Annotated in this window: 23 protein-coding genes; 18 read left to right on the top strand and 5 right to left on the bottom strand. The window is 37.8% G+C overall.

Features of this window, described 5'->3' with window-relative positions; genetic code table 11:
• The 3 genes from AAE02nite_RS26375 to AAE02nite_RS18505 all read left to right on the top strand — a co-directional run.
• On the top strand, window positions 1–430 hold a 430-nt coding region (locus AAE02nite_RS26375; protein ID WP_170252642.1), incomplete at its 5' end, for an FG-GAP repeat domain-containing protein.
• 895 nt (window positions 431–1325) lie between these two features.
• Window positions 1326–1781 carry a vanadium-dependent haloperoxidase gene (locus AAE02nite_RS27045; protein ID WP_371863489.1) on the top strand — a complete coding sequence of 152 codons (456 nt, stop codon included), beginning with the start codon at window positions 1326–1328 and terminating at the stop codon, window positions 1779–1781.
• Window positions 1782–1996: 215 nt separating this feature from the next.
• Entirely contained in the window at window positions 1997–2512 is a 516-nt protein-coding gene (locus AAE02nite_RS18505) for a hypothetical protein (protein ID WP_174761971.1), read from the top strand.
• A 135-nt stretch (window positions 2513–2647) separates the two neighbouring features.
• On the opposite strand, the gene AAE02nite_RS18500 is transcribed toward AAE02nite_RS18505, so the two are convergent.
• Window positions 2648–3583 (bottom strand): DNA adenine methylase, encoded by a 936-nt coding sequence (locus AAE02nite_RS18500; RefSeq protein ID WP_146901192.1) that lies wholly within the window; start codon window positions 3581–3583, stop codon window positions 2648–2650.
• Window positions 3584–3793: 210 nt separating this feature from the next.
• Window positions 3794–6739, bottom strand: a complete 2946-nt coding sequence (locus tag AAE02nite_RS18495; protein ID WP_146901189.1) for a glycoside hydrolase family 9 protein — start codon at window positions 6737–6739, stop codon at window positions 3794–3796.
• Between the two features lie 893 nt (window positions 6740–7632).
• On the opposite strand from AAE02nite_RS18495, the gene AAE02nite_RS18490 reads away from it, so the two are divergent.
• The 13 genes from AAE02nite_RS18490 (at window position 7633) to AAE02nite_RS18430 (ending at window position 22657) form a co-directional block, all read left to right on the top strand.
• Window positions 7633–8373: a DUF4184 family protein gene (locus AAE02nite_RS18490; RefSeq protein WP_146901187.1), complete on the top strand. Its 741-nt coding sequence runs from the start codon at window positions 7633–7635 to the stop codon at window positions 8371–8373.
• A gap of 224 nt (window positions 8374–8597) precedes the next feature.
• The gene (locus tag AAE02nite_RS18485; protein WP_146901184.1) at window positions 8598–9374 is read left to right on the top strand and encodes a polysaccharide biosynthesis/export family protein; all 777 of its coding nucleotides are present in this window, start codon (window positions 8598–8600) and stop codon (window positions 9372–9374) included.
• The gene (locus AAE02nite_RS18480) at window positions 9374–11707 is read left to right on the top strand and encodes a GumC family protein (protein ID WP_146901182.1); all 2334 of its coding nucleotides are present in this window, start codon (window positions 9374–9376) and stop codon (window positions 11705–11707) included. The genes AAE02nite_RS18485 and AAE02nite_RS18480 overlap by 1 nt, the downstream gene beginning before the upstream one ends.
• Before the next feature lie 62 nt (window positions 11708–11769).
• On the top strand, window positions 11770–13071 hold the full coding sequence (locus AAE02nite_RS18475) for an O-antigen ligase family protein (protein WP_146901178.1): 1302 nt from the start codon (window positions 11770–11772) through the stop codon (window positions 13069–13071).
• Entirely contained in the window at window positions 13065–14543 is a 1479-nt protein-coding gene (locus AAE02nite_RS18470) for an oligosaccharide flippase family protein (RefSeq protein ID WP_146901175.1), read from the top strand. The genes AAE02nite_RS18475 and AAE02nite_RS18470 overlap by 7 nt, the downstream gene beginning before the upstream one ends.
• A gap of 71 nt (window positions 14544–14614) precedes the next feature.
• Window positions 14615–15763: a glycosyltransferase family 4 protein gene (locus tag AAE02nite_RS18465; protein WP_146901172.1), complete on the top strand. Its 1149-nt coding sequence runs from the start codon at window positions 14615–14617 to the stop codon at window positions 15761–15763.
• A gap of 55 nt (window positions 15764–15818) precedes the next feature.
• Window positions 15819–16469 (top strand): DUF1919 domain-containing protein, encoded by a 651-nt coding sequence (locus tag AAE02nite_RS18460; protein WP_146901169.1) that lies wholly within the window; start codon window positions 15819–15821, stop codon window positions 16467–16469.
• Between the two features lie 247 nt (window positions 16470–16716).
• Window positions 16717–17784 (top strand): glycosyltransferase family 4 protein, encoded by a 1068-nt coding sequence (locus tag AAE02nite_RS18455; RefSeq protein WP_146901166.1) that lies wholly within the window; start codon window positions 16717–16719, stop codon window positions 17782–17784.
• Window positions 17785–17792: 8 nt separating this feature from the next.
• Window positions 17793–18512, top strand: coding sequence for a WecB/TagA/CpsF family glycosyltransferase (locus AAE02nite_RS18450; RefSeq protein WP_146901163.1), 720 nt, complete (start codon window positions 17793–17795; stop codon window positions 18510–18512).
• 3 nt (window positions 18513–18515) lie between these two features.
• Window positions 18516–19115 (top strand): serine O-acetyltransferase, encoded by a 600-nt coding sequence (locus AAE02nite_RS18445; protein WP_146901160.1) that lies wholly within the window; start codon window positions 18516–18518, stop codon window positions 19113–19115.
• Between the two features lie 513 nt (window positions 19116–19628).
• Window positions 19629–21017, top strand: coding sequence for an undecaprenyl-phosphate glucose phosphotransferase (locus AAE02nite_RS18440; RefSeq protein ID WP_146901157.1), 1389 nt, complete (start codon window positions 19629–19631; stop codon window positions 21015–21017).
• 35 nt (window positions 21018–21052) lie between these two features.
• Window positions 21053–21709, top strand: coding sequence for a GAF domain-containing protein (locus AAE02nite_RS18435; RefSeq protein WP_146901154.1), 657 nt, complete (start codon window positions 21053–21055; stop codon window positions 21707–21709).
• 267 nt (window positions 21710–21976) lie between these two features.
• Entirely contained in the window at window positions 21977–22657 is a 681-nt protein-coding gene (locus tag AAE02nite_RS18430; protein ID WP_146901151.1) for a GAF domain-containing protein, read from the top strand.
• Between the two features lie 18 nt (window positions 22658–22675).
• On the opposite strand, the gene AAE02nite_RS18425 is transcribed toward AAE02nite_RS18430, so the two are convergent.
• Window positions 22676–23308 (bottom strand): carotenoid biosynthesis protein, encoded by a 633-nt coding sequence (locus AAE02nite_RS18425; protein WP_146901148.1) that lies wholly within the window; start codon window positions 23306–23308, stop codon window positions 22676–22678.
• Window positions 23305–24780 (bottom strand): 1-hydroxycarotenoid 3,4-desaturase CrtD, encoded by a 1476-nt coding sequence (crtD, locus tag AAE02nite_RS18420; protein WP_146901145.1) that lies wholly within the window; start codon window positions 24778–24780, stop codon window positions 23305–23307. The genes AAE02nite_RS18425 and crtD overlap by 4 nt, the downstream gene beginning before the upstream one ends.
• A 151-nt stretch (window positions 24781–24931) precedes the next feature.
• On the opposite strand from crtD, the gene AAE02nite_RS18415 reads away from it, so the two are divergent.
• Together AAE02nite_RS18415 and AAE02nite_RS18410 are read left to right on the top strand one after the other, a co-directional pair.
• A complete protein-coding gene (locus AAE02nite_RS18415; protein WP_146901143.1) occupies window positions 24932–25672 on the top strand; it encodes a hypothetical protein in 741 nt (246 codons plus the stop codon).
• 211 nt (window positions 25673–25883) lie between these two features.
• Window positions 25884–26174, top strand: a complete 291-nt coding sequence (locus AAE02nite_RS18410; RefSeq protein ID WP_146901141.1) for a hypothetical protein — start codon at window positions 25884–25886, stop codon at window positions 26172–26174.
• Window positions 26175–26182: 8 nt separating this feature from the next.
• Here AAE02nite_RS18410 and AAE02nite_RS18405 read toward each other — a convergent pair whose 3' ends face one another.
• The gene (locus tag AAE02nite_RS18405) at window positions 26183–26620 is read right to left on the bottom strand and encodes an SRPBCC family protein (protein WP_146901139.1); all 438 of its coding nucleotides are present in this window, start codon (window positions 26618–26620) and stop codon (window positions 26183–26185) included.
• Window positions 26621–26809 lie beyond the last annotated feature (189 nt).

Genomic DNA, 26809 nt, shown 5'->3' with positions numbered 1-26809 from the left:
TGCGGATGCGACCTTGAAAGACATCTTCACCGCCGCCGAACTGCAAGGAGCGGGGCACTGGTCGGCGAATAACCTGCAAACCAGCTATTTTGAAGGAAGTGCGGATGGTAAATTCAAAGCCAGAACTTTGCCCTTGGAGGCGCAGTTCTCCCCGGTGTTTGCCATTACCACGTTAGACTACAACCAGGACGGCAAACCGGATGTACTGCTGGCCGGCAACCTGAACCAGGCCCGGTTGCGGTTTGGCAAGTACGATGCTAACTATGGTACTTTGTTGCAGGGCAATGGAGCGGGAGGGTTTACTTACGTACCGCAGGCGCAGTCCGGACTGGCTATCAAAGGAGATGTGCGCAGTATACTAAATATCAAGAACACTTTGCTGTTTGGCATTAACCAGCAGCCGATTAAAGCTTATCGGGTAAGTAAATAATATTATGAGAAAGCTATTACCATTATTATTTCTGTTAATGGTTCTTGCCTGCAAAAGCAAGAGTCCGGAAGAACAAATCAGGTTTAACAGCCGCCACATCAATAACATTATTTCGGAAATGACCGACCTGATGGTGAATGATGTTACGAATCCGCCTTTAGCTGCCCGTTTCTTTTCTTACGCTTGTCTGGCTGGTTACGAGGTAGTATCACAAAACGATAGTGCGTACCGCAGTATGCATGGTTTGTTAAACAAATATCCGCAGATAGCGAAGCCCGCCGGTATTAGCGGCTATAATTACCAATTAAGTGCCATCCTGGCCATGCTGGAAACCGCCAAGAAAATGCAGCCCTCGGGCACCCTGCTTCAAAAATACCAGCAACAGTTTCTGGATTCCTGCCGGCAAGAAGGCTTATCCGAAGAAGTCATTACAAATTCCCTGACTTACGCCCAGGACATCAGCAAACAAATTCTGGCTTACGCCAAGGCCGATAAATACAACCGCATCAGCAACTATCCGCGCTATTCGCCAAACAACCAGGAAGGTGGCTGGTACCCGACACCGCCTGGATTTTTTGCCCCGGTAGAGCCTTACTTTAATACGGTTCGTTCTTTTACTCTCGATACCTGCGCGCAGTTTAAGCCAATTCCGCCGGTAGCTTTTTCCAAAGATAAAAATTCAGCTTTTTATCAGCTTACAAACGCTGTTTACCAGGAAGGAAAAAACTTACCCAAAGATCACCAGGAAATTGCGGCTTTCTGGGATTGTAACCCTTTTGCCTTGCAGGACAACGGCCACCTGATGGTAGGGATGAAAAAAATATCGCCCGGCGCCCATTGGCTGGGTATTACCGGCATTGCCTGTGCGCAAGCTAAAGTAGATTTTGCTAAAGCCATGAAAATAAATACCCTGGTGGCGGTTTCGCTGATGGATGGATTTCTTGCCTGCTGGGACGAAAAATTCCGGAGTAATCGTATCCGGCCGGAAACGGCTATTCGCCGTTACATCGACCCTAACTGGAAGCCCTTGCTGCAAACGCCACCATTTCCGGAGTACTTAAGTGGGCATTCTACTATTTCGGCAGCAGCGGCCGTAATTTTAACGCATTATTTGGGCGAAGATTTTAAATACACCGATACCGTAGAAGAGCGGTTTGGTTTGCCGGCCCGGAAATTTAATTCTTTCCAGGAAGCAGCGATTGAGGCGGGTATATCCCGGTTCTATGGCGGCATTCACTTTATGGATGCCATTGACAACGGTCGCAAACAGGGCTTACAGGTGGGCGAATGGGTATTAAGCAAAACAGAGCAGAAACCCGCAGTTGTTGCGGCCTCCCCTAAACCGGAATAAAATGTATTACATAGCAGCACCCCACCCTTGTTATTAATTCTGATAACAAGGGTGGGGTGCTGTACTCTATATTATCTTCTCCATCCGGTCGGGCTTTGCCTAAATTTTTTCTGATATTTTTTCTTTTTCTTTCGTAAACTAGTATCAGGCAAGAGATTTTAAGATAAAGAGAAGCGAAAGGATTCAGGTTAATGGCCAACTACAAGCAATACAGTATGAGTGCCGCCTCTGCGGTAGCCGTGCAAGCCGCCAAAGATCTGGAAGCTTATTTGCGGAATAAGCCCGAAACCATAGAAGTGCTGAATGTAGAAGACGAGCCTTCCTGCCGGGCCAAAGACATCGACCTGATCTGGACTTATCGTCGCTCCGACGGAGAGCAAGCCGTAAAGACCATTGAAATTAAAGGCGACCGGTACTACGGAACCGGTAATTATTTTTTGGAAACCATCAGCAATGAGGCAAAAAATACGCCCGGTTGTTTTATGTACACGGCGGCTGATTACGTTTTCTATTATTTTCTGGAGCCAAAGGAATTACACATATTGCCCATGCCGGCTACCCGCGACTGGTTTCAGCAACACCTAACCTCCTTTCCGGAGAAAAAAACCTCTACCCCGGTAGGCAAAAACAAATTTTACATTACAGTTGGGCGGTTAGTGCCCCGGCAACGTATTATTGATGAAGTACCCGGAGTAAGAGTAATGGATTTGGCAGCGCGATTAAATTTCTAAATTTCAAGGTTAATACCTTTTGCAAGAATATTACTCTCTGCTAAGTCCTCAATCCAAGCTTTATCCTGGCCTACTCAATAGCTACTACACTTTTGAAGCTTTACCTAAAATGGACATACGAGTAAATTAGCGCCTTTAAATAACCGGTACCTGCCATACCGCATCGTTCGAAATCAGTAATTCTGATATTTCGCCGCGGGCCTGCCCATTGGCGTTAATGGCCCGTTTGGCCTTAACCCGATTTACCGTATATTCCTGGTACAAGCTATCAAAAAAGCTAATATCTGCCGGCGAAGTAGCCGTATCGGAATTGCTCAAAACAAAATAGGCCCCGGTAGCCTGAATTGTATCGCAATAGGTTTTAAGCCTAATTTGGTCTTCGTCGTAGAAACCTTCTTTGGCATAGGTGTTAAAAGAAGCGGTACTGCTGAGCGGTTTATACGGCGGATCGAGGTAAACCAAACTATTCTCTTCTAAAAATGGCTCAGTTAGCGTGAAATCGCCGAGCAAGATTTCGGTATGCTGCAACGCTTCGCTATCGGCTAATATTACTTCCTGGTTGCAGATATTCGGTTTTTTATACCGGCCAAAAGGCACATTAAACTGCCCTTTGGCATTAACCCGGTACAAACCATTAAAGCAAGTTTTGTTTAAAAATAACAACAAGGCACTTTTTCGTACCGCGTCGGGCTGTATTTGGTTAAACTCCGCCCGAATCCTGTAAAAATATTCTTTCCGTTCAATATCAGTCGGGTAACTGAAATAAGTTTCTGCTAAGGCCGATAATTGTTCAATTAAGGCCAACGGCTGATCCCGGATAATCTTATACAAGTTAATTAAATCCGGGTTAATATCGCTGATAACGGCTTGTTTAATATATTGCTTGTAGTTCCGGAGTAAAAAAAATAAAACGGCACCACTACCAATAAAGGGCTCCAGGTAATTAACCTGGCCTCTGGCTTTAAAAAAAGGCACTATTTTGGTCTCGATGGCCCCTAACAGTTGGGTTTTACCACCCGCCCATTTCAGGAATGGTTTAACAGAAGCTTTTGTGTCTAGTAATTTTGGCATATAAACAGAACAGGTACAAATTTATGCTATTCCGGAATAAACTCCCGCAGGTTTCTCCACCTGTATCACTAATTTGTTTCTGTAGCTCGTTTCTTACAAATTTCAGTTTTGCTTTTATACACTTTAATTGGTTTAAGCTCGTTATAAATTTAAAGTTTTCTGAGCAATCCTTAATCAAGCTGGAAGAAGTATTACGGAAAACATTACAAATTATTCTTTGATAATTTTTTTAGCGAAATTTGTTTTACCTATAATCATCCGAATCAGATAAGGACCTGGAGCTAGTTTAGCGGTATCCAACTTAAAATGTGCCATTCCGGGGCTTACCCACATTTCTTTTTGCAAAACTATTCTACCCGTATAATCCATTAATTGGATAGTAGCATTAGCTGATTTCTCGGTTTGAAAATAAAAATTAGCTTGCTCTTTAATAGGGTTAGGATATACATTTATATTCATTGCAGCTTCACCTGTCGCTATTTTCGACTCATCAGTTTTCCCATTGACCATCATTTCCAAAACCCCACCTGTAGAATTTGAAGTTATTACATTCACATTAGTTAATCTTACTTCATCAAAATACATGGTGGCTGCAATAGTTGCATTATTTTGAATTATTATTTTTTGAATAGAAGCCGGATCACCTAATTGGCTTATACTAATTTTAACCTCAACCCATCTTCCTTTGGTAGGCTTAAGTGATAATACCTGACTTTGTAAGCCACTTGCCGTTTCTGTATAAATTTTAATCCCATTTTTATCCGTATTATAAGTCCAGAACTGCAATTGAGTATTAGCGGTCGTTATAACCTCATTTCTTTTACCGATAATCAATTTGCCATTACCTGAATAATTTACTTTGATAGAACTGCTACCTGTTTTTACCGGGTTGGTATTGCTGTAATTAGGAATACATGCTTGCGATACATCCTGCCAGTCTGCTCCGATCATATCAGCGTAAATCATATTGGCTACTAAAACCATGCACGACTTTGTTGATGCCGTATTACTTACTGATGAATAGTTACCTGCTGCATCTTTAGCTTTTACTGTAAACTCATAATTAGTAGCACAGCTCAGTCCGGTAACATTATAAGTAATATTAGTAAGATTGGCTTGTAGTAAGTTCGTTCCATTATAAATATCATACCCAGCTACACCTACATTATCGGTTGATGCTGTCCAACTTAGGGCAATACTGTTCTCAGAGATATTGGTCGCAATTAAATTAGATGGTGCTGACGGGGCCTCCGTATCAGCGTCTTCTGGCAAGTTTGTATCTGGCGGCATTAATCGGGCAAGCATTGAGACATAAGCGGCTTGGTAATAAATAGCGTTTTCTGTTATTTCCCATGACTTATCAGGCCAGTTGGTGTTCCAGTCTTTATATGCTTTTTGATGAGGTGCCATACTAATTTCACTCTCTAAGTCGCTATAACTTTTATTCGGACCACCAGGAACATAGCCAGGAGCAGGGCCTTTAGGAGAGATAAGAGCGTTATCCCAATCAGAACCATTGGTAAACCAAGTGTGAAATATTTCATTCACACATTTTTCTGCTCCATAATTATACATATTTGATAGCATAACCATACCCATCGGATTCACCCCATGCATCCAATGAATATATTGTTCAGCTACTTCTTTATACTGGGCATGCCGCGAATTATTAATATTGAAGGTAATATAATCAAGGTTTATATTTCCAGCATCAGCTCTGGCTTGGTTATGTCCCCAATGATATGCCTCATCATTCATATGTGACCTGTATAAATCTTTGCCAGAAATATAATCGGTTATGGAGCTTAAATTATCCATATTTGCTTTTTGGTTGCGAATATTAGTTATAACCGTAGAAGAAACACCAGGCAAAGTAGTCAACCGGAGCAATGCTAGATGTTGCGGCATTCTATAAGGCCCCCACCAGTATTCTTTATAAGGCCTAACTTTGGTATAATTCAATTCAGCAAAATTTCTGTATTCATCCTTGCCTGTAGCTTCATACAGGTACACCGCCGCAACAAAAGCATTTTCTAATTGCTGTTCAGCTGTATTATCAGCATCACCACTTTTTATATCGCCATCATCACAGTTGGTTTGCCAGTAAGAAAAATTGCTGGTGGTTATTTTGGCTCTGGCCCAAGCCCGTTCAGCTCTGGTAATGAGATCTAATCCATAATCTGCTAGGGCTGGCACATTCTTTAAGGCAACTCCTGACACTGCAAACATTGAGCAACCAGCTATTGTAGCGGAAGTACATTCAGGCAAATAATACCTCGGCCGCGTATCTTTACTTAGGGGGGTCACCTCATTATAATTATCCACTCCAACTTTCAGCAAGAAACCATTAGTACCAGTGGCATTCTGCATCCGTTTTAAAAAATCCAGTTCCCATTTTGCCTCGTCAAGCAGGTCCGGAATTCCGTTCCCAGATTCGGGTATATTATAATTATCTTTAAAAACACTTGGGTTAATACGATAAGCCTCCATTAGCTGTATGATGGCAGAAGTAGCAAAGGTTGTATATTTATTTACATCTCCTGCATCCATCCAACCACCATGTAAATCTTTAACCGTGGACATATCCCCTTTGGCAAACCGACTGGTTGCATACCGATCCTGATTTAATCCTTCATAGCTAGCAGCATCGGCCCACTCTGCATCGGTATAAGGTGTCTCCTTCGCAAAATTAAGCCGCTGGTAATAAAAAGTCCGCACAGCATGTTTTAATACTTCCTGATAAACTGTTTCCGCAATTTCAAAGCGAAAGGATCCTACATTATTAGCTGTATCATAAATATAATAAGATCCTGGTGTGGTAACAGCTGAGAAGTCGAACCACCAGCCTTTATCGCCCGACTGGATATGAGTAGAACCGTTGTTCCAAACCATTAAAGTACCACTAAAAACAACTTCATCATTGTCCCAACGTCTTACCTCATATTGATTAATTCCTGTACCCGCTGTAAATTCCTCAGTAGCATTAAATCCTTGTTGAGGATCCGCAATAACTGCCACTTTATTAGATATCGGGAAATAGCCAAATTGGTCTACCTTGATGTGGTAGGTTATTTGAGCAGGAGCAGCCAAAACAGAAACCATATTGACCAAGTAAATTAAAATTAGAATAGAAAGCCTGGTAAAATTTTCACACATAAGCACCACTTATTGTAGGACAAATAACAGATTAATAAATCTGTCTTATTTAAAAACCTTTATAAAAACAATTAAAATAGCTAAATTCGACTTAACAATTCAATCTAGCCCATTAAAGGTTTAATTATAATTATTAGCCTCTAAACATTTAATCACAAAAATATAATAAGTATTATATATAAAAAATTAAATAATAAAATAATACGCTTGATTAAATAGTAATTTTGGCAAGGAGTAATTAGAAACAACCCAGTAGAAGCAAAATTGGAACTGGATAAATTTTAGCACTGATATAAAAATAGTTAAACATGAGCCGTTGTAACAATCAAGCCAAAATCATAAAAACTATTTTAATCCTATTAAACATTTTACATAAATTCTCTACACAGCATTTAAGTACAATATTACTTCAGAAATTCTTTTATTTCTAAATTTGGAATACTATTGTATTAACCCAAGATGTAGTGCCTTGTTTTTAAAAGTAGTTGTTGATAGGTAGAACATTACTAAAATGTTCTAGTGAAGGCATACGGAGTAAATGATTTGCTTACAAACTGCAATAATATCTGGAATAATATTGGAATTTCTTTCTGCAGGAGAAAATTAGTAACCCTAATCTTATAAGCTGAAAACCATCGAAAGGCAGTTTAACATTAACTTGCTGTTCAAGTAATATCTTCCGGAAAACAGTTTACTATTCAACCAGGTATAGCACCTATTAAATTCAACATATAACAAGCCTGACGATTTTAAAGAAGTTTTTACCGATGTATGGATGTTTGTTTAGCCCCCAATTCCCATAAGCAATTAATCCATATAAATAAAAATGGGTGAATTACTTTTTAAATAAAAAAATTGGGTTAATTATTTAAATTGCATTCTCATTTGTACTGATGCCTCTAACCTTTTCACATCCAGCACTTGCCTTACCAATTTACTTTTTACACAAGCGCTATTTTTCTGTAACTGGATTAATTACGGGTAGCCTTGCGCCTGATTTTGAATATTTTATTCGGATGAAAAAAGGCCCAAGCTTATACAGCCATACAATACCGGCGCTGTTCTGGTTTAATTTACCTGTTGCCTTAGTATTAGCATTTCTATTCCACGCGTATATTAAAATACCATTGCTGCACAACCTGCCTCAATGGCTATATAAAAGATTTGAAAAGTATAAAGAACTTAAATGGCGCTCTTATTTAACTTACAATTGGCATATAGTAATATGCTCCATCCTTATGGGCGCAGCATCTCATTTATTATGGGATTGGTTTACCCATTACAGTATTAAATTTACCAATGGCAACCATAAAATAGACCTTGAAATAATCTCAAGGGGTTTTTATATAGATACATACACCTTAATACATATTATATTTTCGTTGGCAGGACTTATCTACCTTTTTGGTTTAGTAATTCAAATGCCGTATTATAACACGACTCAAATAGTCAGGCAACACTATGGGTACTGGACAAAAGTTCTGATATTAAGTTTAATTATTGTTTATATAAGAAAAATGCTTGGCTCTCCCATGAATTTTGCTGATACAATTGTTTCTGCTATATCAGCAATCATGATAGCAATTACCATAATATCCTGCTTTTTTATTAAGAAAAAAGGAGAAGAAATCTAACTATCATTTTAAATTTAAATTTCATAGTAGTAATGAGTGGATTTATATATTCATATATTGTAGGAATACATTAAATCACCTTTTAAATAGCGACAATAAGGTGCAAGTGTATTTATTAAAAGTGAATTTTATTTTTTAAACAAATATCTTTCTTTCAAGTTAAATGCTAATAATTAGGGTTAAAATAAAACAAATAAAAAAATTTCCTGCCTTTTTACATATTTATGAGGAACTATTTCATTATTGCTTTGCTAGTATTTCCAGGAGTATTTTCTTGTATAAATACTAAAAGAGCTACATATTTTAACAAAATAAAAGATTCCGTCACCTACGATTCTTTACAAATTCCTGAACATTTTATTAAACCAAACGACCTACTAAGTATAAACATTAGCAGCGCAAACCCAGAAGCAGCCAAAATTTTCAACCAACCAAATCAGTCTGAAATACGCAGCACCACTCCAACAGGAGATATAGTAGAGCCTGCAGGTTACCTGGTAAATAAAAACGGCTCTATTCAATTTCTTATACTAGGAACCATTAAGGCTGAAGGGTTGACTACACATCAGCTTCAGGAACATATAAGAAATGCTTTATTGTCGCGCAAATTATTATTAGACCCTGTTGTCAAAGTGAGATTTCTTAATTTTAAAGTGACCGTGTTGGGTGAAGTAGCCCGCCCAACCGTAATAACTGTGCCTAATGAAAAAATAACATTACTTGAAGCTTTAGGTTTGGCCGGAGATATAACCATTTTTGGGAAGCGGAGCAACGTTTTAGTAATTCGGGAAGAAGCAGGAAAAAAGGTGACTAAACGTATTAACCTCAACTCATATGATCTTTTTAAATCCCCCTATTACTATCTTAAATCAAATGATATTGTTTACATAGAACCCAACAAAGCAAGAATAGCAGGAGGCACCCGCTTTTACCAACTTTTGCCCACTATTATAAGTAGCTTTTCAGTAATCATTATAGTTATTGATAGATTAGGAAATTAATGACCAAAGTAACAAAATCACTTAAGAAACCTGTAGCAGAAACTTCAGGTGATACTTTATTAAACATAATTTTATTTCAGTTCATTCCTTATTGGCCTTTAGTAGCTATTCTTTCTCTAGCATTTTTATCTGTTGCTTTTGTTTTTACTAAGTACATTACCCCAACATATTTAATAACAGCAACACTTGTTATTAAGGATAAGGGGAAAGGGGTGGAAGAGTCCCAAACCCTGCAATCGCTTAACATGTACGCAGGAGGCAAAACAGTTGAAAATGAAGTTTTGGTATTAAAATCCAGAACGCTAATGCGGGACGTGGTACTCAATTTAAACTTATATGCCCCAATATTCGAAAAAGGGAACATTAAACCAGCTTCTGCTTATTTATCTTCTCCAATTATTATAGAGGCCAAGAAACCTGAAAACCTGAAGGAACAAACAGAAATAAATTTTGCATACAACCACAGTACTAACACTGTTAATATTGGAGATCAAAGCTATCCCCTAAACCAGTGGGTAAAACTTCCTTACGGTACCCTTAGGTTTTTAAGAAATCCCTTCAAACAACTAAGCACAACCCGAAGCCTTTATTTTTCTTTAGTTGACCCAAGAAAAGTGACTGATAACATGCTAGGAAGCTTGGAGGTGGCGGCAAGCAGTAAGCTTTCATCAGTTGTAAATATTGGTTTTACCGACGAAGTACCCAGAAGAGGCGAAAATGTAGTTAATACCTTAATTGATGCTTATAATCGGGCTTCGGTACAGAATAATAATCAACTTGCATCTAACACATTAACGTTTGTATCGGATCGGGTACGCCTTTTGGAAAATGAACTTGATTCTATTAACCGCAGAATTCAGGAATTCAAATCTAAAGAGGGCATTGTAGACCTTAGCGAACAAGGCAAGTTGTACTTGGAAAATGTTTCTGAAAACGATCGGAAAGCATCAGACATAAACATGCAATTAGCAATATTAAACCAGGTTGACCAACATGTACGTGCTGGTGGTAGCCAGACGGGAATTGTACCAACTACTTTAGGGATTGAGGATCCGGTGCTAACAGATCTGTTACAAACCCTAAACGAACTTGAACTCCGCTATGCCAGCTTACGGAGAACCACAGGTGAAAATAACCCAATGACCGAAGAGGTAGAAAGCGAAATTCAAAAAATAAGACCCAATATTTTAAGCATTGTACGTAACCAACGGCAACGTTTACAGGCTAGCCGGAATAATCTGGTCAGTACTTCCAACCGCTTTAATTCTGCTATAAGCACTATTCCGCAAAAAGAAAGGGAACTATTGGAAATTAGCCGGCAGCAAGCAATTAAAAATGATGTATATGCTTTCTTACAACAGCGGCGGGAAGAAGCAGAATTAAGTGCTGCTTCAACTATTGCGGATAGTAGAATAGTAGACAGAGCCGAGGCAAGCGTCAGGCCAGTGGCCTCTAAACGAGTGTTAATTTTAGCTGGGGCCATTATAGCCGCAACTGCATTTTCAATTGGCTATGTTTTCATAAAAGAAGGGCTAACGAATAAAGTTCTTTTTAGGTCTGACATTGAAAAGGCCACCAGTATCCCAGTAGTTGCTGAAATACCCCATATTAAAAAATTAAGAGCCTCGAAATCGCATTTGTTAACTAACTCCATACTTTCTGCTCAGTTTAATCAATTGCAAGCAACAATCGGCTTATTTGCTTTTGGAGTTAAAAACCAGAAGGTTATGATTACTTCAAGTATTAAAGGAGAAGGGAAAACATTAGTAAGTAACCAGCTTGCAATTAGCTTAGCCGAAACAGGGCAGAAAGTGCTTTTAATGGATTTAAACCTTACCTCCCCAGATACATCTATTCTGCATCAGATGGATGATTTTTCAGGCTTTATAGATTATATTAAAGGTGATTCGGAACTAGATGAAATTATTTATAAATCAAACATTGAAAATCTATCTATATTACCTGCAGGTGGTAATTATAATAATTCCACAAAGCTACTTTTGAATAGCCGCATACAGGACTTATTCAATTTAGTGGAAACTTATTATAATTATATCATAATCGATACTGCACCAACAGAACTTACAACAGATGCCTATCTCCTTACCCAATATATAGATCTTTCTTTGTATGTAATCAGACAAGGTAAAACTAATAAAAATAACCTTCAAAAATTTGGCAGAAATCCTCAAATAGAAAGGATACCCAAATTATCAATTATTTTTAATGATATAAAAGGACGAGGATTTCTTAATAAATATTACGGTTATGGCTATGGCTATGGCTATGAAACAATTCCAAAAAGTAATTTACTTAAGTTTAAAAAAGCTTGAAACAAATTAAAATTTACTTAAACCATATTATAGAAAAAAGATTTTAAATAAAATTGTAAAAAATGGATTTAAGTAAATTAATAGGAATAGCTGTTTTTTTAGGTTATATTCCCTATATTCTATCTAAAAGGTATACCCAGGTCCGCAAATCATATCTTTTATACATTTTATACCTTTTCCCATGTATTGATTTATTTATTACTCCGGTCCAATACGGTGGGTTCTCTTCATTCGATGGAATTAGCTTTCTTACCTTACTCATAATATTTTCTAAGTTTAAATTTAGTCTAAGGACCAATGGTATTTATATATTCCTTTTTTTAACCTTCTTCATTGTTCTATTTTTAGGATCTTTAAATTCAGAATTCTTTATAGAATCCTTATTCCCTTATCTAAAGGCAATACTCTTGTTTTTCTTTGCCAAATGTGTAATAGAGGAAATTAATTCTGACCCTGATTTTGGATTAGAATTATTAAAAAGACTGAAATTTTTAGCATTAATATCAATTGGATTTTTAGTAATGCAATTAATTATTGGCTTAGGGTTCACTTTTTATGCCGCTTTAAATACCAATACCAATACAGGTGCCGAAAGCACGTTTCGTTATCCAAGCTTTTTTCATGATGCTCAAAAATATGCTCAATATTTAGCTATGTCCAGTTTTCTTTTTTTTATTGATACAGATAGAACCAAAGTGAGAAGTAATATTTACAAACTAACTCTATTTTTGATAATGGTAATCGGCCTTATATTGTCAGGAGGCAGGGCTGGATTCTTAGGCATGTGCTGCGGTCTTGCATTTCTGTTTTTAACCGGCAGGAATAAATATAAAATGCTGGGTTTGTTAGGTATTTTCATTGCTTCTTTCCTCATTATAACTTTTGCCGATAAAATACCACTACTTAACCGGTCAGAAACAGTTGACGAATCTTATGAGATAAGAAACAGGTATTGGCAACAGGCCTTAAATATTTATGAGGATAATACCATATTAGGAATTGGAATAGGTAATTATCGTAATTATGTGGCAGCGTACTCACCGGATCAATTTTGGCTTTTAGAAAATGGCGAAATCCTTTTCTTCGATCATCCGGAAAGTGGTTATTTAAAATTTTTAATAGAATTCGGCTTAATTGGATTTTGCATTTGTATGTTATTTTTCATCATTCCGATTGGCTCATTCGTGATTGAATATATTAAAACAAAATGCTATACTCCTTTCTTCCTCATTGCTTCTGTTATCAGCTTTCTGGTATCATTTATTACAGTTTATACTTTAAGTGATTATCGGATTGCGGTTTTACTAATTGCTGTAATATGTGTTTTGATAAAGTCTAGAAATGTTTTTGAAGATATATGTTAGGTACTGCCACAAATAAAATAAACGCTTTTAAGAGTTCACCCTTATTTAAAAATAGTTTTTGGGGAATCCTTTCCAATATTGTGCAGAATGTGTTCTTAACGCTCTTCTTTGTGATTTTGGCCCGAAAGCTCGGTACAGATGAATTCGCACATTATCTTATCGCTAATGCCCTTTACCTGCTTTTGGCTGCTTTTTCCACACTCGGACTCAGCCAATGGTTTATCCGGGAACTGGACGATACAGCGGATGAAAAGGAATTGATAAACCGGTTCTTTAAGGTGCAGCTACTATTTGGCATAGCTTTTTTCTTTTTTAATGCCGGAACCGCACTTGTGTTGTATTCAGATTTCAACATTCGGGTTTACACCATTTTTTTTGGGCTTAATATTATTGTCGATAACCTTATATATGCTATTAAAGCCTTAAATATTGCCAAGCACGAGCAAAAAATAACATTCAAAATACTCATCATTGAAGCTTTATTACTTTTTGCTCTTGCGGGTACGCTGTACTTGTTCAAGGTTTCCGTACTCTTTCTTATAGTTGCCCAAATTTTTATAAGGCTTTTCAGCCTGAACCTATTTTTGAGGTTAGGGACTTCTAAGCTAGTATCGATTAGCACTATTTTAAAAAGCGAGATTTCCTACAAAGATGTAAAAGCTCTTATAATTAACAACTGGGTTTTTGTAATTATCGGAAGTATATCACTCATTTATTGGCGCAGTGCAAATATAATTGTTTCAAAATTTCTGTCTCTCACAGATGTAGCTATTTATGCTATAACGTATAAAGTATTTTCAGTATTTATCATATTCCCACTTATAGTTTCTAATTCCGTTTATCCAGCTTTGGTGAAATTATTTAATAAAGGAGATGTGGAGAAACTGAAGGAATTTTATCAAAATGTTTTTCTTTTTTATTTTTTATACGGTTTGTTGGCATTTAGCTTCATCTTTTCTTTTTCAGACATTTTGCTTCCATTTATTTTTAGTAAAACTTATGAAAGTACAGCCTTTTATACAAGGGAAATGTTTTTGACCATGCTGGTTTTTCCTACTGCCATTTTGCAGGCCAATTTATTGGTAGCTATAAAGCTTGAACGCTTTGATATGTGGATAAATGCTGCAAGTCTTGCTATTTACATAATCCTCACCATGATAGGTTTGGCATTTCACCAATCCTTAACAGGTATCTACCTCTCCATCTTTATTTCTTTTCTAGTTTTTCATTTTATACAGGATTTGGTACTTATTAACAGGAAGATCCTTACAAAAGGGCACATGGCCTTTTTTTATATAATTAGCATTACTTGTACTTTAGCATATGTAGAATTAATTCAATTTTTTAATCCATACTTATTTTTTGTACTGTTTTGGGTTATTGTAGGAACATTGTTTCTGTTATTCTTTTTACGTACTCAGAAAAAACATTCCATTCAACCAACAGTGGCAAAAAACCTGGAAGATAGTTAGTAGAACATCTTATTATTTATAAAGTATAAGCAGGATATTCTAATATATAAAATGCTTTTCTTAGCGATCAAATGCATTTTGTACAAAATTACAATACTTGGGCACAAAGCAACTCTAATATGAAGGTTTACTATTTTTCTATAACTTCTTTTTCAGATGTTGATATGGGGATTATGCATCACTTAAATGCTGATCTGGTTTATGGTGCCATAGTTCAGAAAAGGAATGCAAATTACACGCGGGAGGAGCTACAAGCATATTGTGATAAACACAATATTATATTTGAGGGCTATCAAATGAAATATAACTTAAAAGATCCTCGGTGTCTATTTACATTTCTTGAATGTATTGCTAATATCCGAAAGCATAAGCCGGAGGTAATTTATTTAGTTGCTTTTGATAATATTTATTTTAGTCTTTGTAGTTTACTGCTAAATAGAACAAAAACAATTATAGCTTTACACGATGTAGTATTTCATAGTGGCACGTCCTTCTTGTTTGTTTTGAAGTTAAGCCGATGGATCACGATGACCTATTTTCGTAATTTCCAGGTATTTTCGAGAGAACAATTCAAAATATTTAAGCGGTTATTTCCCCGTAAACAAGTAAATTTTATTCCTTTGCCACTTAAAGATTTCGGTAACGGAAACTTAAATATTAATAAAAGTAAAAAAGTAATTCAATTCTTATTTTTTGGCAATGTATTATTTTATAAAGGATTAGATATTCTGCTTAAAGCTGTTAATAATTTAGTAGAAGAAAAGAGTGCTCCGCCCTTTACATTAGTAATTGCTGGTAGGAGCGATAATTGGGAAACAGAATATGAGCCTCTTATTTTATATCCCGAAATAGTAAAAAAACATATTCGATTTATTGGCAACGATGAAGTTGCTAATTTTTTTCAGAATGCCGATTATTTGGTACTGCCTTATCGGGATGCTACACAAAGTGGCCCTTTAAAAATTGCCTTTCATTACAACATACCTGTTATAGCATCTGATATCAGCAGTTTTAAAGAAGAAGTTGTTTCTGGTGTTGATGGTTATTTATTCAAAACCGGAGATGTGGAAGATTTAAAACAAACCTTGTTACAAAGTCTTAACAAGCATCAAACAGATTACTATAACCTTAAGAAAGCACAATTACAATACGTGAATACTAATTATTCGCCAGAAAAAGTTAAACATGATTTTTCAGAGATGTTCAGTAAGGTAAGCTAATGCTTCAGCTTTAATAAGCTAAATAGATGTTCAATTTATTTTAATTTCCAAAAAGATGGGTATAAAGAAATTTTTATCAGCACAAAGAGGAAGGTACTTTAAGTACTTGCGAGATGTCCAAATTAAGCCCCTCCAGAACTACTTTTCTGATTCACCCTCCATTATTTCCAATAACTGTTTAGCAGGTTTTTTTTATCAGGACCTTAATATGCCTTACTTAAGCCCTACAGCAGGTCTATATTTCTTCTTTCCGGATTATATTAATTTTCTTTCTGATTTAAAAGGCAACCTTGAAGCAAAGCTTAGGTTTGTAACTGAATCCAAATACTCTTTGGGGAATGAGCGTTACAACAAGGCTAAAAAAAGTTATCCAATTGCCCTGTTAAACGATGAACATGAAATCCACTTTTTACATTACGCCAACCAGTATGAAGCCGAATCAAAATGGCATAAGAGGGCAGAAAGAGTAGATTTTGATAAATTGGTGGTAGTCGGGACAGAGTTGGATCAATGTACTGAGAAAGATATTCGGGATTTTGATCGGATGAATTTTGAAAGAAAGTTCTTTTTCACCCGAAAGGATTATAATCTACCGTCTACTATTTACATAAAAGATTTTGAGCACAATGTTAAAATAGGAGACCCTTACAGAAGTGGTCATATTTTATACAAATCTTTGGCCATTAATAAAAATGTTAAGCAATAAAAGTTCTATAGTTTCTCCCGAGCCAGAATCTTTAATTAATTTTTTTTTTGCTTAGTAATCTGATTTTAATGATGCAAAGGAATGGATTTAATAAATACTTTGTAAGACAAAACACCTATGAAGAATATTAATCTTTTTGTTTAAGTATTTGGCACAACCCGACTACTTTTAAGCGGGGAGTAGATTGCTCATTACTAAATTTAATAATTCATATGAATTTATACTATTAAAAAATGACGTCAAGCACATGGTATTTGAATCATTAAGAACCAAATCAATTGGTATCATTATTCCAGATTTTGATTACGGGGGCGAAGAAAAGAGGGCATTATACTTTGCTAATAACTATGTTTCTTTTTTTAAAAAGGTTTACTTGTTTTCGCCTGCCGGGGCACAAACCAATTCAATTGATACCCGGGTTCACCAAGTGCAAATGAAGATTCGAGGTTATAAAAACGTTTTTAAATTACTTAATTATGTAAAAGAACAACAAATCGATTTTATTCAAGGCCATAAGCGAACTACTTTTCCGTACTTGTATGCTTTGGAAAAATTTACGGACGCTCACGTTAACTTTAATTTTGATAATATTTATTTAGATAAAGAATGGCTTTATAGATTTGCTCCAAAAAGGTTATACTATTTATCTGATTACATGAAGAACCATTATCAGAAATGGTTCAGAAGCAAAGAGAATATAACTATAAACATGGGAGGAGAGTTTTACCAATCTATCCCAACAGAAGATGCTAATACTTTAAAAGCAAATTTAAATGTGCAGGGCAAATTTATACTTATTTCATTAGGCCGGTTATCTGACCAAAAAAACCAGGAAATTACTTTAAAAGCCTTGAGCACCATTCAAGATGACTCGATTATTTGCCTCATGGTAGGTGAGGGGCCTAAAGAAGCCATTTTAAAAAACTTGGCCCAGGAGCTTAACCTTGGTGCAAAACTTATTTTTTTAGGGCACCGGAATGATGTAGATAAATTACTTAATATTTCAGATGCTTTAGTGCAGGCTTCTATTTTTGAAGGTTTTCCTAATGTATTTATCGAAGCAGCATCCTTGGCAAAACCCATTATTACAACTAAAGTAGGCTCTTATAGTACCCTAGTAAAAGACAACGGCATTGCAGTTGAGGTAAATGATGTACAAGGATTAGCCGAGGCAATCATTAATATGAAAGAGAATTATGAGAAATATGCCGAAAAAGCCAGCAGCCTTAAAAGCAGTTCTTATTTTCAGCAGTTTCATAAAACTAAAATGCTGGAGAACTACCTGGCCCATTATAGTAATTACGTTAAGAAATAATTTGAAAAATGAGTCAAAAGGAGCAAGCAGAAAAAAGAAATGGGAACTGGAAAGTTGCCTTTACTAAAGTGCAAGACTTTACCATACAACGCGGGGTTAATTCATTTATAAATCCATTTTCGCTGTTGAAACTGGGTGAAACTAATAATGTGGTGAATGGAATAGACCATTTGTATGTGGATGGTATATCTTTAGTAAAGTTTTTTAATTTTTTTCTGAAAAAATCGGTAAGTCGTTACAGTTTTGATGATTCTTCTATAGCACCTGTTGTTTTTAAATTTGTAAAGGACAACAACCTCCGAATTGCCGTTTTGGGTACTACACAGGAAAACCTTGAAAAGTCTGTTGGAATTTTAGAAAAAAGGTATGATTTTAAAGTATCGTATAGTCGCAATGGGTTTTTCGCGGGTGAAAGTCAGAGAAAAGAAATCATTCAACTAATTAACCAAAATGAATACGATGTAGTGGTCTGCGGTATGGGTACGCCGCTACAAGAAAAATTTTTAATTGAGTTGAAAGAGGCCGGATGGAAAGGATATGGCTATACTTGTGGCGGTTACCTTCACCAATTAGCTACAAAAGAAAAATATTATCCTAAATTCTTCGACAAATTAAATATTCGTTGGATCTATAGAATTTACGATGAACCAAAGCTATTTCACAGGTACTTTGTTCTTTATCCTTTATTTGCTTTTTATTTTCTTATCTACTGCATCAAAAGCAACTGATTTATGAATAGAAAAGTAATTCAACGTAAATTAACTTACTTAATTTTCCCAATTGTTATCCCGCACCTGTATTTTTATCTAACTAGCCGTAAAAAATCTACTATAGACTTGGATCTCAAAGCATGGAATTATCAATATGAAATAGCCAATTCTAATATTTATAATCTTATTTATTTACTGATTTGGCACAAGGAATTCAGAAATCTTTTCTATTACCGTTTAAAACCTTGGGGTGAATTGTTAAATTTAATTTTACCAAAATTATCTTCTTTATTCTTAAACGCGAAATACATTGGTCCAGGCTTTTTTATTCAGCATGGCGATAATTCCCGCATTAATGGTGAGTATATTGGTGCCAATTGTTGGGTAAATCAGGATGTAGCCATTGCATTTACTAACAAAATGGATCGGCCAACTTTAATGGATAATGTAAAAGTTTATGTAGGGGCTAAAGTACTTGGCAAGATTACAATTGGAGAAAATTCAATAATTGGTGCTAATGCTGTAATTGTAAAAAATGTTCCTCCTAATTGTACAGTAGTGGGGGTTTATCCTGCTTATATTGTTAAGCAAGATGGCAAAAAAGTAAGAATACATCTATAGATTTACTGCCCCTTTCTATAGTCAACAGGATAAATACATTCACATGAAAAATTTAGCAATAATATAATACTTTACATCTTTCTAATAGTACAGTTATTAAGTAAGAATCAGTATTCCACTTATTTAGGGCAAGCTAAATGTATTTTTTAGATTAATTAAATTTTACTTTCTAATTTATTCTAGTATAAAGTATGTTTCGATTTATTTTTAAAGCAGGCTGCTGCATCAAATCAATAATATGTTATTAAAAGAAAGCCGCTAATTTACAGGTAATTATTGGGGCAAATGGTAGTAACCTGTAAATTTTGATTACAACAAACCACTCAAAGAAGACCTATTGCACTAATGTGAAGCTACCGTTCTGTGAAACTTTGGTTTTAGTTGAATAAGGTTACTAATCTGGTAAACAATGCATCTTTGTTATTGTTTATAAATTAACTTTATTAAAATCGCTTAAATACTTCTTTTTTATTTTATATTATGGAATGAAGTCTAAGATTAATAATAATATATATGAATAGGTCATTTAAGCGGTTTTTACAACTGTTCTTCCTCCTGCTAGATATAATTGTTTTAAATTTAATCTATTTCCTAGCCCAAAGTATTTTTGAAGAGGATCCGGAATCGCAATACTTTATGCGTTATGCCCAATATTGGCTTGCTATGAACGGATTTTGGTTTCTGTTAGCCTGGTTTGGAAAAGTTTACGCTACTGAAAATATCTCTTATTTCGAAAACTTCTTAAAAGCTACTTTCCGTGTTTATGCATTATGGGCCGGCCTTAATTTGCTTTACATGTTTTTGCCCCGGCTGGTACAGCTTTCAAGACCTTTGGTCTTTTTTACGGTCTTTGCTTTTCTGTTCGGCTTAATCATTAACCGCTTTATTTATTTCTCTATTAAAGAATGGGTTAAAAGAAGCGTTCACCTACAAAGAAAAATCTTGATTTTAGGAAACAACCAGGTAGCTAAAAAACTTACCGCTTACCTGGAACGGCAAGGTTTTGGAGCTAACATTGTAGGATATGTGGATGATAAAGTCAGCGCTACTGGAACTACAAAACTTCCGGTTTTCAATAATTTAGATGAAGCCTTGACCATCTCAAATCAGTTACAGGTTAACGAAATTTATTCGACTATTATGCCAGAGAATAACCATAAGGTTTATAACATGATGAAGCAGGCCGATAAGGACCTGATTCGGTTTAAAATAGTACCAGATTTTTCTTATTTCATTGACCGGCCTATACATATTGATTATTTAAACGACCTGCCTATTCTGACGGTAAGGCGAGAACCGCTGGAGGAAGAAATAAACCGGTTTAATAAAAGAGCCTTTGATATAGCCGTTAGCTTATTTGTAGTTATTTTTATTCTCTCCTGGTTATTTCCACTCATCGGAATATTAATTAAGCTTGAATCTAAAGGGCCTATTATATTTAGCCAGTTGCGCAGCGGTAAAGACAATAAGCCCTTCAAATGCTACAAATTCCGGAGTATGGGTGAAAATAATGACCCCAGCAAACAGGCTACAAAAAATGATATGCGGGTTACCCGGATTGGCAGAATATTACGCAAAACCAGCCTGGACGAATTTCCGCAATTTGTAAATGTATTAAAAGGAGAAATGAGTATTGTGGGTCCCAGACCGCATATGCTGAAGCATACCGTAGATTTTTCAAATCAGGCAGATGATTATATGATACGGCAGTTTTTAAAACCCGGTATAACCGGCTGGGCCCAGGTTAATGGTTTCAGAGGTGAGATAACAGAACTTTACCATATTAAGAAACGCGTGGAATACGACCTGTGGTACCTGGAAAACTGGAGCCTATGGCTCGACATCCGGATCATGTTCTTAACCGTTTACAACGCCATCAGGGGCGAAGAAAATGCCTATTAGTAGGGAAGAATCTTTTAACTGAATAATAAATTATTATGAAGTCGGCACCAATTCCTGAGAATGAGGAGGCTCGGTTAAAATCACTTAGCGAACACCAGTTACTGGATACCTTACCAGAGGAGGTATACGATGATATAACCCGGATTGCTTCCGAAATATGCGGTACGCCTATCGCGCTATTATCTTTAGTAGATGAAAAGCGGCAATGGTTTAAGGCCAAGCAAGGATTAAGTGCCGCCGAAACCCTGCGGGAATATTCTTTTTGCGCGCATGCCATTATTAATCCCGACGAACCTTTCATAGTGCCGGATGCCCGCTACGACGAGCGTTTCCACGATAACCCGCTGACTACCGGCGAACCACACGTGGTGTTCTATGCCGGGGTACCGGTAAAAGATACCGCCGGACACGCCTTGGGAACCCTTTGCGTAATCGATAACCGGCCCCGGGAGCTTTCGGATGATAAAATTGAGTCATTAAAAGCCTTGGCTAAGTTAATTAATACACATTTTGAATTAAGAAAGAAGAAGTTACGCCTAACTGAGGGCCAACAGAAACTTCAAATGGCAAAATTAACGGCAAATACCATTTGGAGAAAGGTACAAACATTAACCAATAATAGCCAGCCCGACCAGCCAAACCATTATCATAAGTTATTGCAAGCCGCCAATACCCTAAAGGAACTAACTTAATACGTAAGTGCAAAACAGGAATAAATCGCGAATTATGCCAAACTTTAACCTCTGCAATCTGTTATCGAATGGAATAAATAATTAGCAGAAAATATTAATTTAACTAATTACACTGTATCTGAAGCCCAGAACTATTCTTAATTTTATTTTCAGGATTCTTCAAAACGCAGGGTTTTTTATTACTACCAAAATTGTATTTCCCCGTATATTCAAAACTAGAAGTAAAGAAATTATAAAGTTTTCAGTTAGTTAAATAAGAACCAGTTTATGAAGTCTGCACCAATGCCTTCGGATGAGCCTGCGCGCTTAAATGCACTTTCGGCCCATCGTCTACTTGACACTTTACCGGAAAAGGTGTACGATGATATTACCAAAATAGCGTCAGAGATATGCGGCACGCCTATTGCGCTCCTTACGCTGATAGATGAAAACCGGCAGTGGTTTAAATCCAAGCAAGGCCTACACATAGAAGAAACCCCGCGAGAATATTCTTTTTGCGCGCATGCCATTATTAATCCCGACGAACCTTTTATAGTGCCGGATGCCCGCTACGACGAACGTTTCCACGATAACCCGCTGACTACCGGCGAACCACACGTGGTGTTCTATGCCGGGGTACCGGTAAAAGATACCGCCGGACACGCCTTGGGTACCCTTTGCGTAATCGATAACCGGCCGCGGGAGCTTTCTGAACAAAAGCTGGAATCGCTGAAGGCTTTGGCCAAGTTAGTTAACGCTCATTTCGAACTTAGAATAACAACTATAGACTTAGAAGAAACCGCTCTCAAACTCCAAAAAGCACATGCAATATCAACTACTATAAATAAAGAAGTCCAGAGTTTAGTTAGCAGCGGCCAAGTTGTTTCAAGCGTTCATTTTAATGAATTACAAGAGGCTGCAAACGCTTTAGAAGCCTTATTGGCCAGTTCGGAGGTGTCTAAAGAGTAATATCTTTTTTGTAATAACTTACAACATCAGATTCAACCCAATAAAAAACAGGACCTGCACGCCGTAGATGTACGGAGCCATGGGGTTTTCTTTTCGGAAAGGTGTTTTTTGAGCAATTACCTGTAAAATAAAAGCTACTCCTAACCAGCCCCAGTAATTACTAGCCGGAATGCGGTATTCCTGCCAGGTCCAGTAATCTAATACAGCCGCAACGGGTTCTATCAGCATATCCAGAAATACCATAAGCGCAGCTGCCAGCAAGGCTTTAAAAAGCCATGATACCGGCAGCCGCTGAACCAGGACCGCTGTACTATACACGAGGTAAAGCCAGTTAATAGCAATAATTACCGGTATCTCCCAAAGTTTAAGCCCCAGGCCGTCGCCATAAGTGTAATCGCCAAAGAGTAAGCCCGTGTGCACCCCAATTACTTCCGAAAAAAAGCCTGCGAGCAAAACCACCATTACAAATAAGGCAAAAGAAAGTGTCCAGGTTTTATGAAAACTGAACAATAAAAAATTGGTAAGCAGCAGGTTAAGCGCCGACAGCTGCCGAAACCAGCCTGGATTATGGCTAAAGGCCAGACCGTAAAAACCAACAATATGAAAAACAACTAAAACAAAAACGGCTAAAGCTAATTTTTTATCTCTCATGCGGTACTACCATTGGGGGCCAAATCGCTTACTATTCTGGCCGAAAGCAAACACAAAGGGATGCCGCCGCCCGGGTGCACGCTGCCCCCGCAGAAATATAAGCCTTTAACGCCCGAAGTAAAATTGGGATGCCGTAGAAAAGCGGCCATCCGGTTATTAGAAGAACTGCCGTACAAAGCACCGGCAAAAGAAGAAGTATCGGCCTCAATTCCTACCGGGTCCCATACCCGTTCGGTAGCGATTAAGCCGGCTAAATCAATATTTAAAACGCTGGAAATTTTCTGAATTATAGTCTCACGTGTAACCCGGATTAGCGTATTCCAATCCTGCCCGGCGTTATGCGGCACATTAACCATTACAAACCAGTTCTCACCGCCCGGCGGCGCATCGGTGGGGGTATACTTGGAGGTAATATTTACATACACCGTTGGGTCGGGACTAATATCTTTCTCCCTGAAAATGTGCTGAAACTCCTGCTGGTAATTCTGGCTGAAGAAAATATTATGCAGATGTAGTTCCGGAAAGGTTTGCCGGATGCCCCAGTAATATATTAAAGCCGAACTGGAACGGGGCTGCTGCAAGGTTTTTTCGGGTGCTTTCAGGTGCGGCAGTAACCGGCGGTAAGTTGGCACCACATCCATGTTACTTACCACCACATCAAAATCCAGTGCGCCGGCAGTTGTCCGGATACCGGTAACGTTATCATCCTGGGTAATAATTTCGTTTACTGGCTGATCGTAAAGAAAAACTACACCCAGTTCTTCGGCTAACCTAACCAAGCTCTGCGCAATGGCATAAATTCCTCCCTCCGGATAAAAAGCCCCCAGGTTATGCTCCAGGTGCGGAATCAGGTTTAAAGTAGCCGGCGCCTGATAAGGGTCGGAACCATTGTAAGTGGCAAATCTATCGAGCAGTTGTACCAGCCGGTTATCCGGAAAAGCCTGGGCGTTGGCCGCGTGCATGGTGGTGGTAAGCCCCAGCGCCGGTAATGCCGGTAAGGTTTTCAAAACATCCGGACTCAGGTAAGTACTTATTTTATGTAACGATTTGTAAAGAAAGGTAGGTGCCGTCGCCTCGTAAGTACGGGCACTCTTTTCTAAGTACGCTTTCACCTGAACGGCGGGTACGCCTAATTTTTCTTCTACTTCGGCCGCAAATTTAGCTGGTTGGGCGTAAGCCGTTAAGCGGGTACCATCGGCAAAAAAATATTGGGTAATAACATCCAGGCGCTGGTACCGGAAATAATCGGTTGGGTTCCGGCCTGCCAGGGTAAATAATTCGTCAACCAGGTGCGGCATGGTAAACAACGACGGACCCGTATCAAAACGAAAATCGTCCTGCACAAATTCTTTCATTTTACCGCCAAAGGTAGAACTGGCCTCAAATACGGTTACCGCATAGCCTTTTACCGCCAGCCGGATAGCCGTGGCAATGCCTCCTATTCCGGCACCAATAATAGCTGCTTTTTTCACAAGGTTAAACTACAGAACTTTTAGTATTGGTGAGATAACCAGAAAAAGATTAAATGGTTTTGCTTTTTCTGTGACCTGCTCGGTTTATTATATTCTAAATAAATTACTATATTAAAGAACCATAATAAGTTATACCCTTAAAAAACACCACATGAAAAAACGTTTACTCTTTTTGCTTTGCTTCAACCTTTGCCTGGCGTACCATCACAGCCGGGCCCAAACCACCCAACCTGCACCGGATGTTAATTTCCGGCAACCCTGGCTAAACCTGCAGAAGTTAACTTTTAAATCGGTAGAGAGTGGTGTCCGGAAAATATATACGCATATTAAATTTAAAGAACTTACCCAGAAACACCACCAGGTAGCTATTTTGCCCGTGGAAATTATTATTGATCAGAACGAAATAAGTCATATGCCGGCCCAGGACCTAAACCACCGGGCTTTTGTAGAGGCTAAAAATGCCTACCCTATTCTATTTGCTTCGTTGCAGAAAGAAAAAGTAATGCATCGTTATAACATTAATTTTCAGGACATATCGGAAACACAACGTATTCTTTCAGAAAACGACCTAACTCCCGATAAATTAAAAAGTACCCCTGCAGCTAAATTGGCCGCCTTGCTGGGTGTAGATGCAATTATTACCTGTAGCATTGTCCGGGACGAAAAACTGGTAGCCGAAGCCAAAACATTGGAAAACCTGCGGCGCTCGAAAGGATTGGTTGGACCCAGCGCCGGTACCGCCACCGTAAATATTTACGACGGCAGAAACAACGAATTGCTTTGGCAGTTTGAGCGCCTCCTGACGGCCGGCCTGGGCAATAATATGCACGAGACGATGCTTAACTTGGGCAACCGCATGGCTATGGCATTCCCGTATTTTAAGCCCCTGTAAGAAAGTAGTAAGTAATAAGTGTTAAGTTGTAAGTTATAATATGGAAGGTTCATAGCTTCAGGAGAGGAGGCCTAGCTGAGTTATATTGTTTAGGTAAGTTAGGTTTATTATTTATACCGATTTAGGAGTGACATAAGTAGAGATAGCTAATGCTGACGGGAGGTTAGCGTATAATAACTAAATTTGCCGTCGTACTTATTATTACAACCACATGACTTTAGATGATTTTAAAGCTTCGTTAACCCAAGATGCTCCGCCAAAAGGTTTAAGCAAAGAATTGCAAGCGTTGTGGTACGATGGCAAAGGCAATTGGCACCAATCCCACGAAATTGCGCAGGAAGTTAATACGCCCGCGCATTGCCTTATTCATGCGTATTTGCACCGCAAAGAAGGCGACAACTGGAACGCGAATTATTGGTACAACCGGGCCGGGCGTAAAATGCCGCAGGTATCTTTGGCGCAGGAATGGGAAAATATTTCCCGTGAAATGCTGGAGAAATAAGTAATTTATTACCTAAAATATCGCCGGTAAATAGGCTTGCGATAACTAAACTGGGCCAGCATAAACGGGTAAATCAATAAATCGAATAGCCGGAAAGCCGTGCGGTACTGAATTAGGTCAGAGATAATGGCCCCGCCGGCCGGATTGCTTTTAATCAGGTGTTGGTGCCGCCAGAACTTTAATGGCCAGGGTAACTGCTGGCCTTGGTCTATAAAGTAAGCCTGCTGGGCTGTGGTTTTACTTTCGGTTATCACACTCGTCCAGGTTTGCCGGAACAACCAGAAATTCAATTGTACTGCCACCCGATCGCCGGGCTGGCTCCCATCGAACCGTAATAATTTAAATCCCGGAAATGGTGGGGCCAGTTGTAGAAACAGCTTCTGGTCAAATTTTCTGAAAACCGAAAGGTAATCCTGGTTTACCGGGGTATGTATGGCTATTTTCAAAGCTGCGTTTCCTTTTATCTCTTAAACAACAATTTTGCAAGATAAAAGGTTATCCGCCAGAAAATATATACCTGTTGCTCAGCTAACCAAGTAAATGGTAAATGCCAGAACATGAACAGAACTCACCGTCTCCCTCCGTCTCTTCATCTATTAAAGGCTAATCACTAATCACTATTACTAATTACTAAT

Origin of the sequence: Adhaeribacter aerolatus (genome assembly GCF_007991635.1) — a bacterium.
Lineage (GTDB): Bacteria > Bacteroidota > Bacteroidia > Cytophagales > Hymenobacteraceae > Adhaeribacter > Adhaeribacter aerolatus.
This window is presented reverse-complemented; position numbering and strand designations above follow the sequence as displayed.

Excerpts from the sequence above, each read along its gene's own strand:
- AAE02nite_RS18415 (WP_146901143.1), top strand. The coding sequence starts at position 24,932 with ATGAAAAAACGTTTACTCTTTTTGCTTTGCTTCAACCTTTGCCTGGCG.
- AAE02nite_RS27045 (WP_371863489.1), top strand. The coding sequence starts at position 1,326 with ATGAAAATAAATACCCTGGTGGCGGTTTCGCTGATGGATGGATTTCTT.
- AAE02nite_RS18475 (WP_146901178.1), top strand. The coding sequence starts at position 11,770 with ATGGATTTAAGTAAATTAATAGGAATAGCTGTTTTTTTAGGTTATATT.
- AAE02nite_RS18435 (WP_146901154.1), top strand. The coding sequence starts at position 21,053 with ATGAAGTCGGCACCAATTCCTGAGAATGAGGAGGCTCGGTTAAAATCA.
- AAE02nite_RS18485 (WP_146901184.1), top strand. The coding sequence starts at position 8,598 with ATGAGGAACTATTTCATTATTGCTTTGCTAGTATTTCCAGGAGTATTT.
- AAE02nite_RS18455 (WP_146901166.1), top strand. The coding sequence starts at position 16,717 with ATGGTATTTGAATCATTAAGAACCAAATCAATTGGTATCATTATTCCA.
- AAE02nite_RS18450 (WP_146901163.1), top strand. The coding sequence starts at position 17,793 with ATGAGTCAAAAGGAGCAAGCAGAAAAAAGAAATGGGAACTGGAAAGTT.
- AAE02nite_RS18440 (WP_146901157.1), top strand. The coding sequence starts at position 19,629 with ATGAATAGGTCATTTAAGCGGTTTTTACAACTGTTCTTCCTCCTGCTA.
- AAE02nite_RS18500 (WP_146901192.1), bottom strand. The coding sequence starts at position 3,583 with ATGCCAAAATTACTAGACACAAAAGCTTCTGTTAAACCATTCCTGAAA.
- AAE02nite_RS18465 (WP_146901172.1), top strand. The coding sequence starts at position 14,615 with ATGCATTTTGTACAAAATTACAATACTTGGGCACAAAGCAACTCTAAT.
- AAE02nite_RS18480 (WP_146901182.1), top strand. The coding sequence starts at position 9,374 with ATGACCAAAGTAACAAAATCACTTAAGAAACCTGTAGCAGAAACTTCA.
- AAE02nite_RS18425 (WP_146901148.1), bottom strand. The coding sequence starts at position 23,308 with ATGAGAGATAAAAAATTAGCTTTAGCCGTTTTTGTTTTAGTTGTTTTT.
- AAE02nite_RS18495 (WP_146901189.1), bottom strand. The coding sequence starts at position 6,739 with ATGTGTGAAAATTTTACCAGGCTTTCTATTCTAATTTTAATTTACTTG.
- AAE02nite_RS18460 (WP_146901169.1), top strand. The coding sequence starts at position 15,819 with ATGGGTATAAAGAAATTTTTATCAGCACAAAGAGGAAGGTACTTTAAG.
- AAE02nite_RS18470 (WP_146901175.1), top strand. The coding sequence starts at position 13,065 with ATGTTAGGTACTGCCACAAATAAAATAAACGCTTTTAAGAGTTCACCC.
- AAE02nite_RS18490 (WP_146901187.1), top strand. The coding sequence starts at position 7,633 with ATGCCTCTAACCTTTTCACATCCAGCACTTGCCTTACCAATTTACTTT.
- AAE02nite_RS18445 (WP_146901160.1), top strand. The coding sequence starts at position 18,516 with ATGAATAGAAAAGTAATTCAACGTAAATTAACTTACTTAATTTTCCCA.
- AAE02nite_RS18430 (WP_146901151.1), top strand. The coding sequence starts at position 21,977 with ATGAAGTCTGCACCAATGCCTTCGGATGAGCCTGCGCGCTTAAATGCA.
- AAE02nite_RS18505 (WP_174761971.1), top strand. The coding sequence starts at position 1,997 with ATGAGTGCCGCCTCTGCGGTAGCCGTGCAAGCCGCCAAAGATCTGGAA.
- AAE02nite_RS18410 (WP_146901141.1), top strand. The coding sequence starts at position 25,884 with ATGACTTTAGATGATTTTAAAGCTTCGTTAACCCAAGATGCTCCGCCA.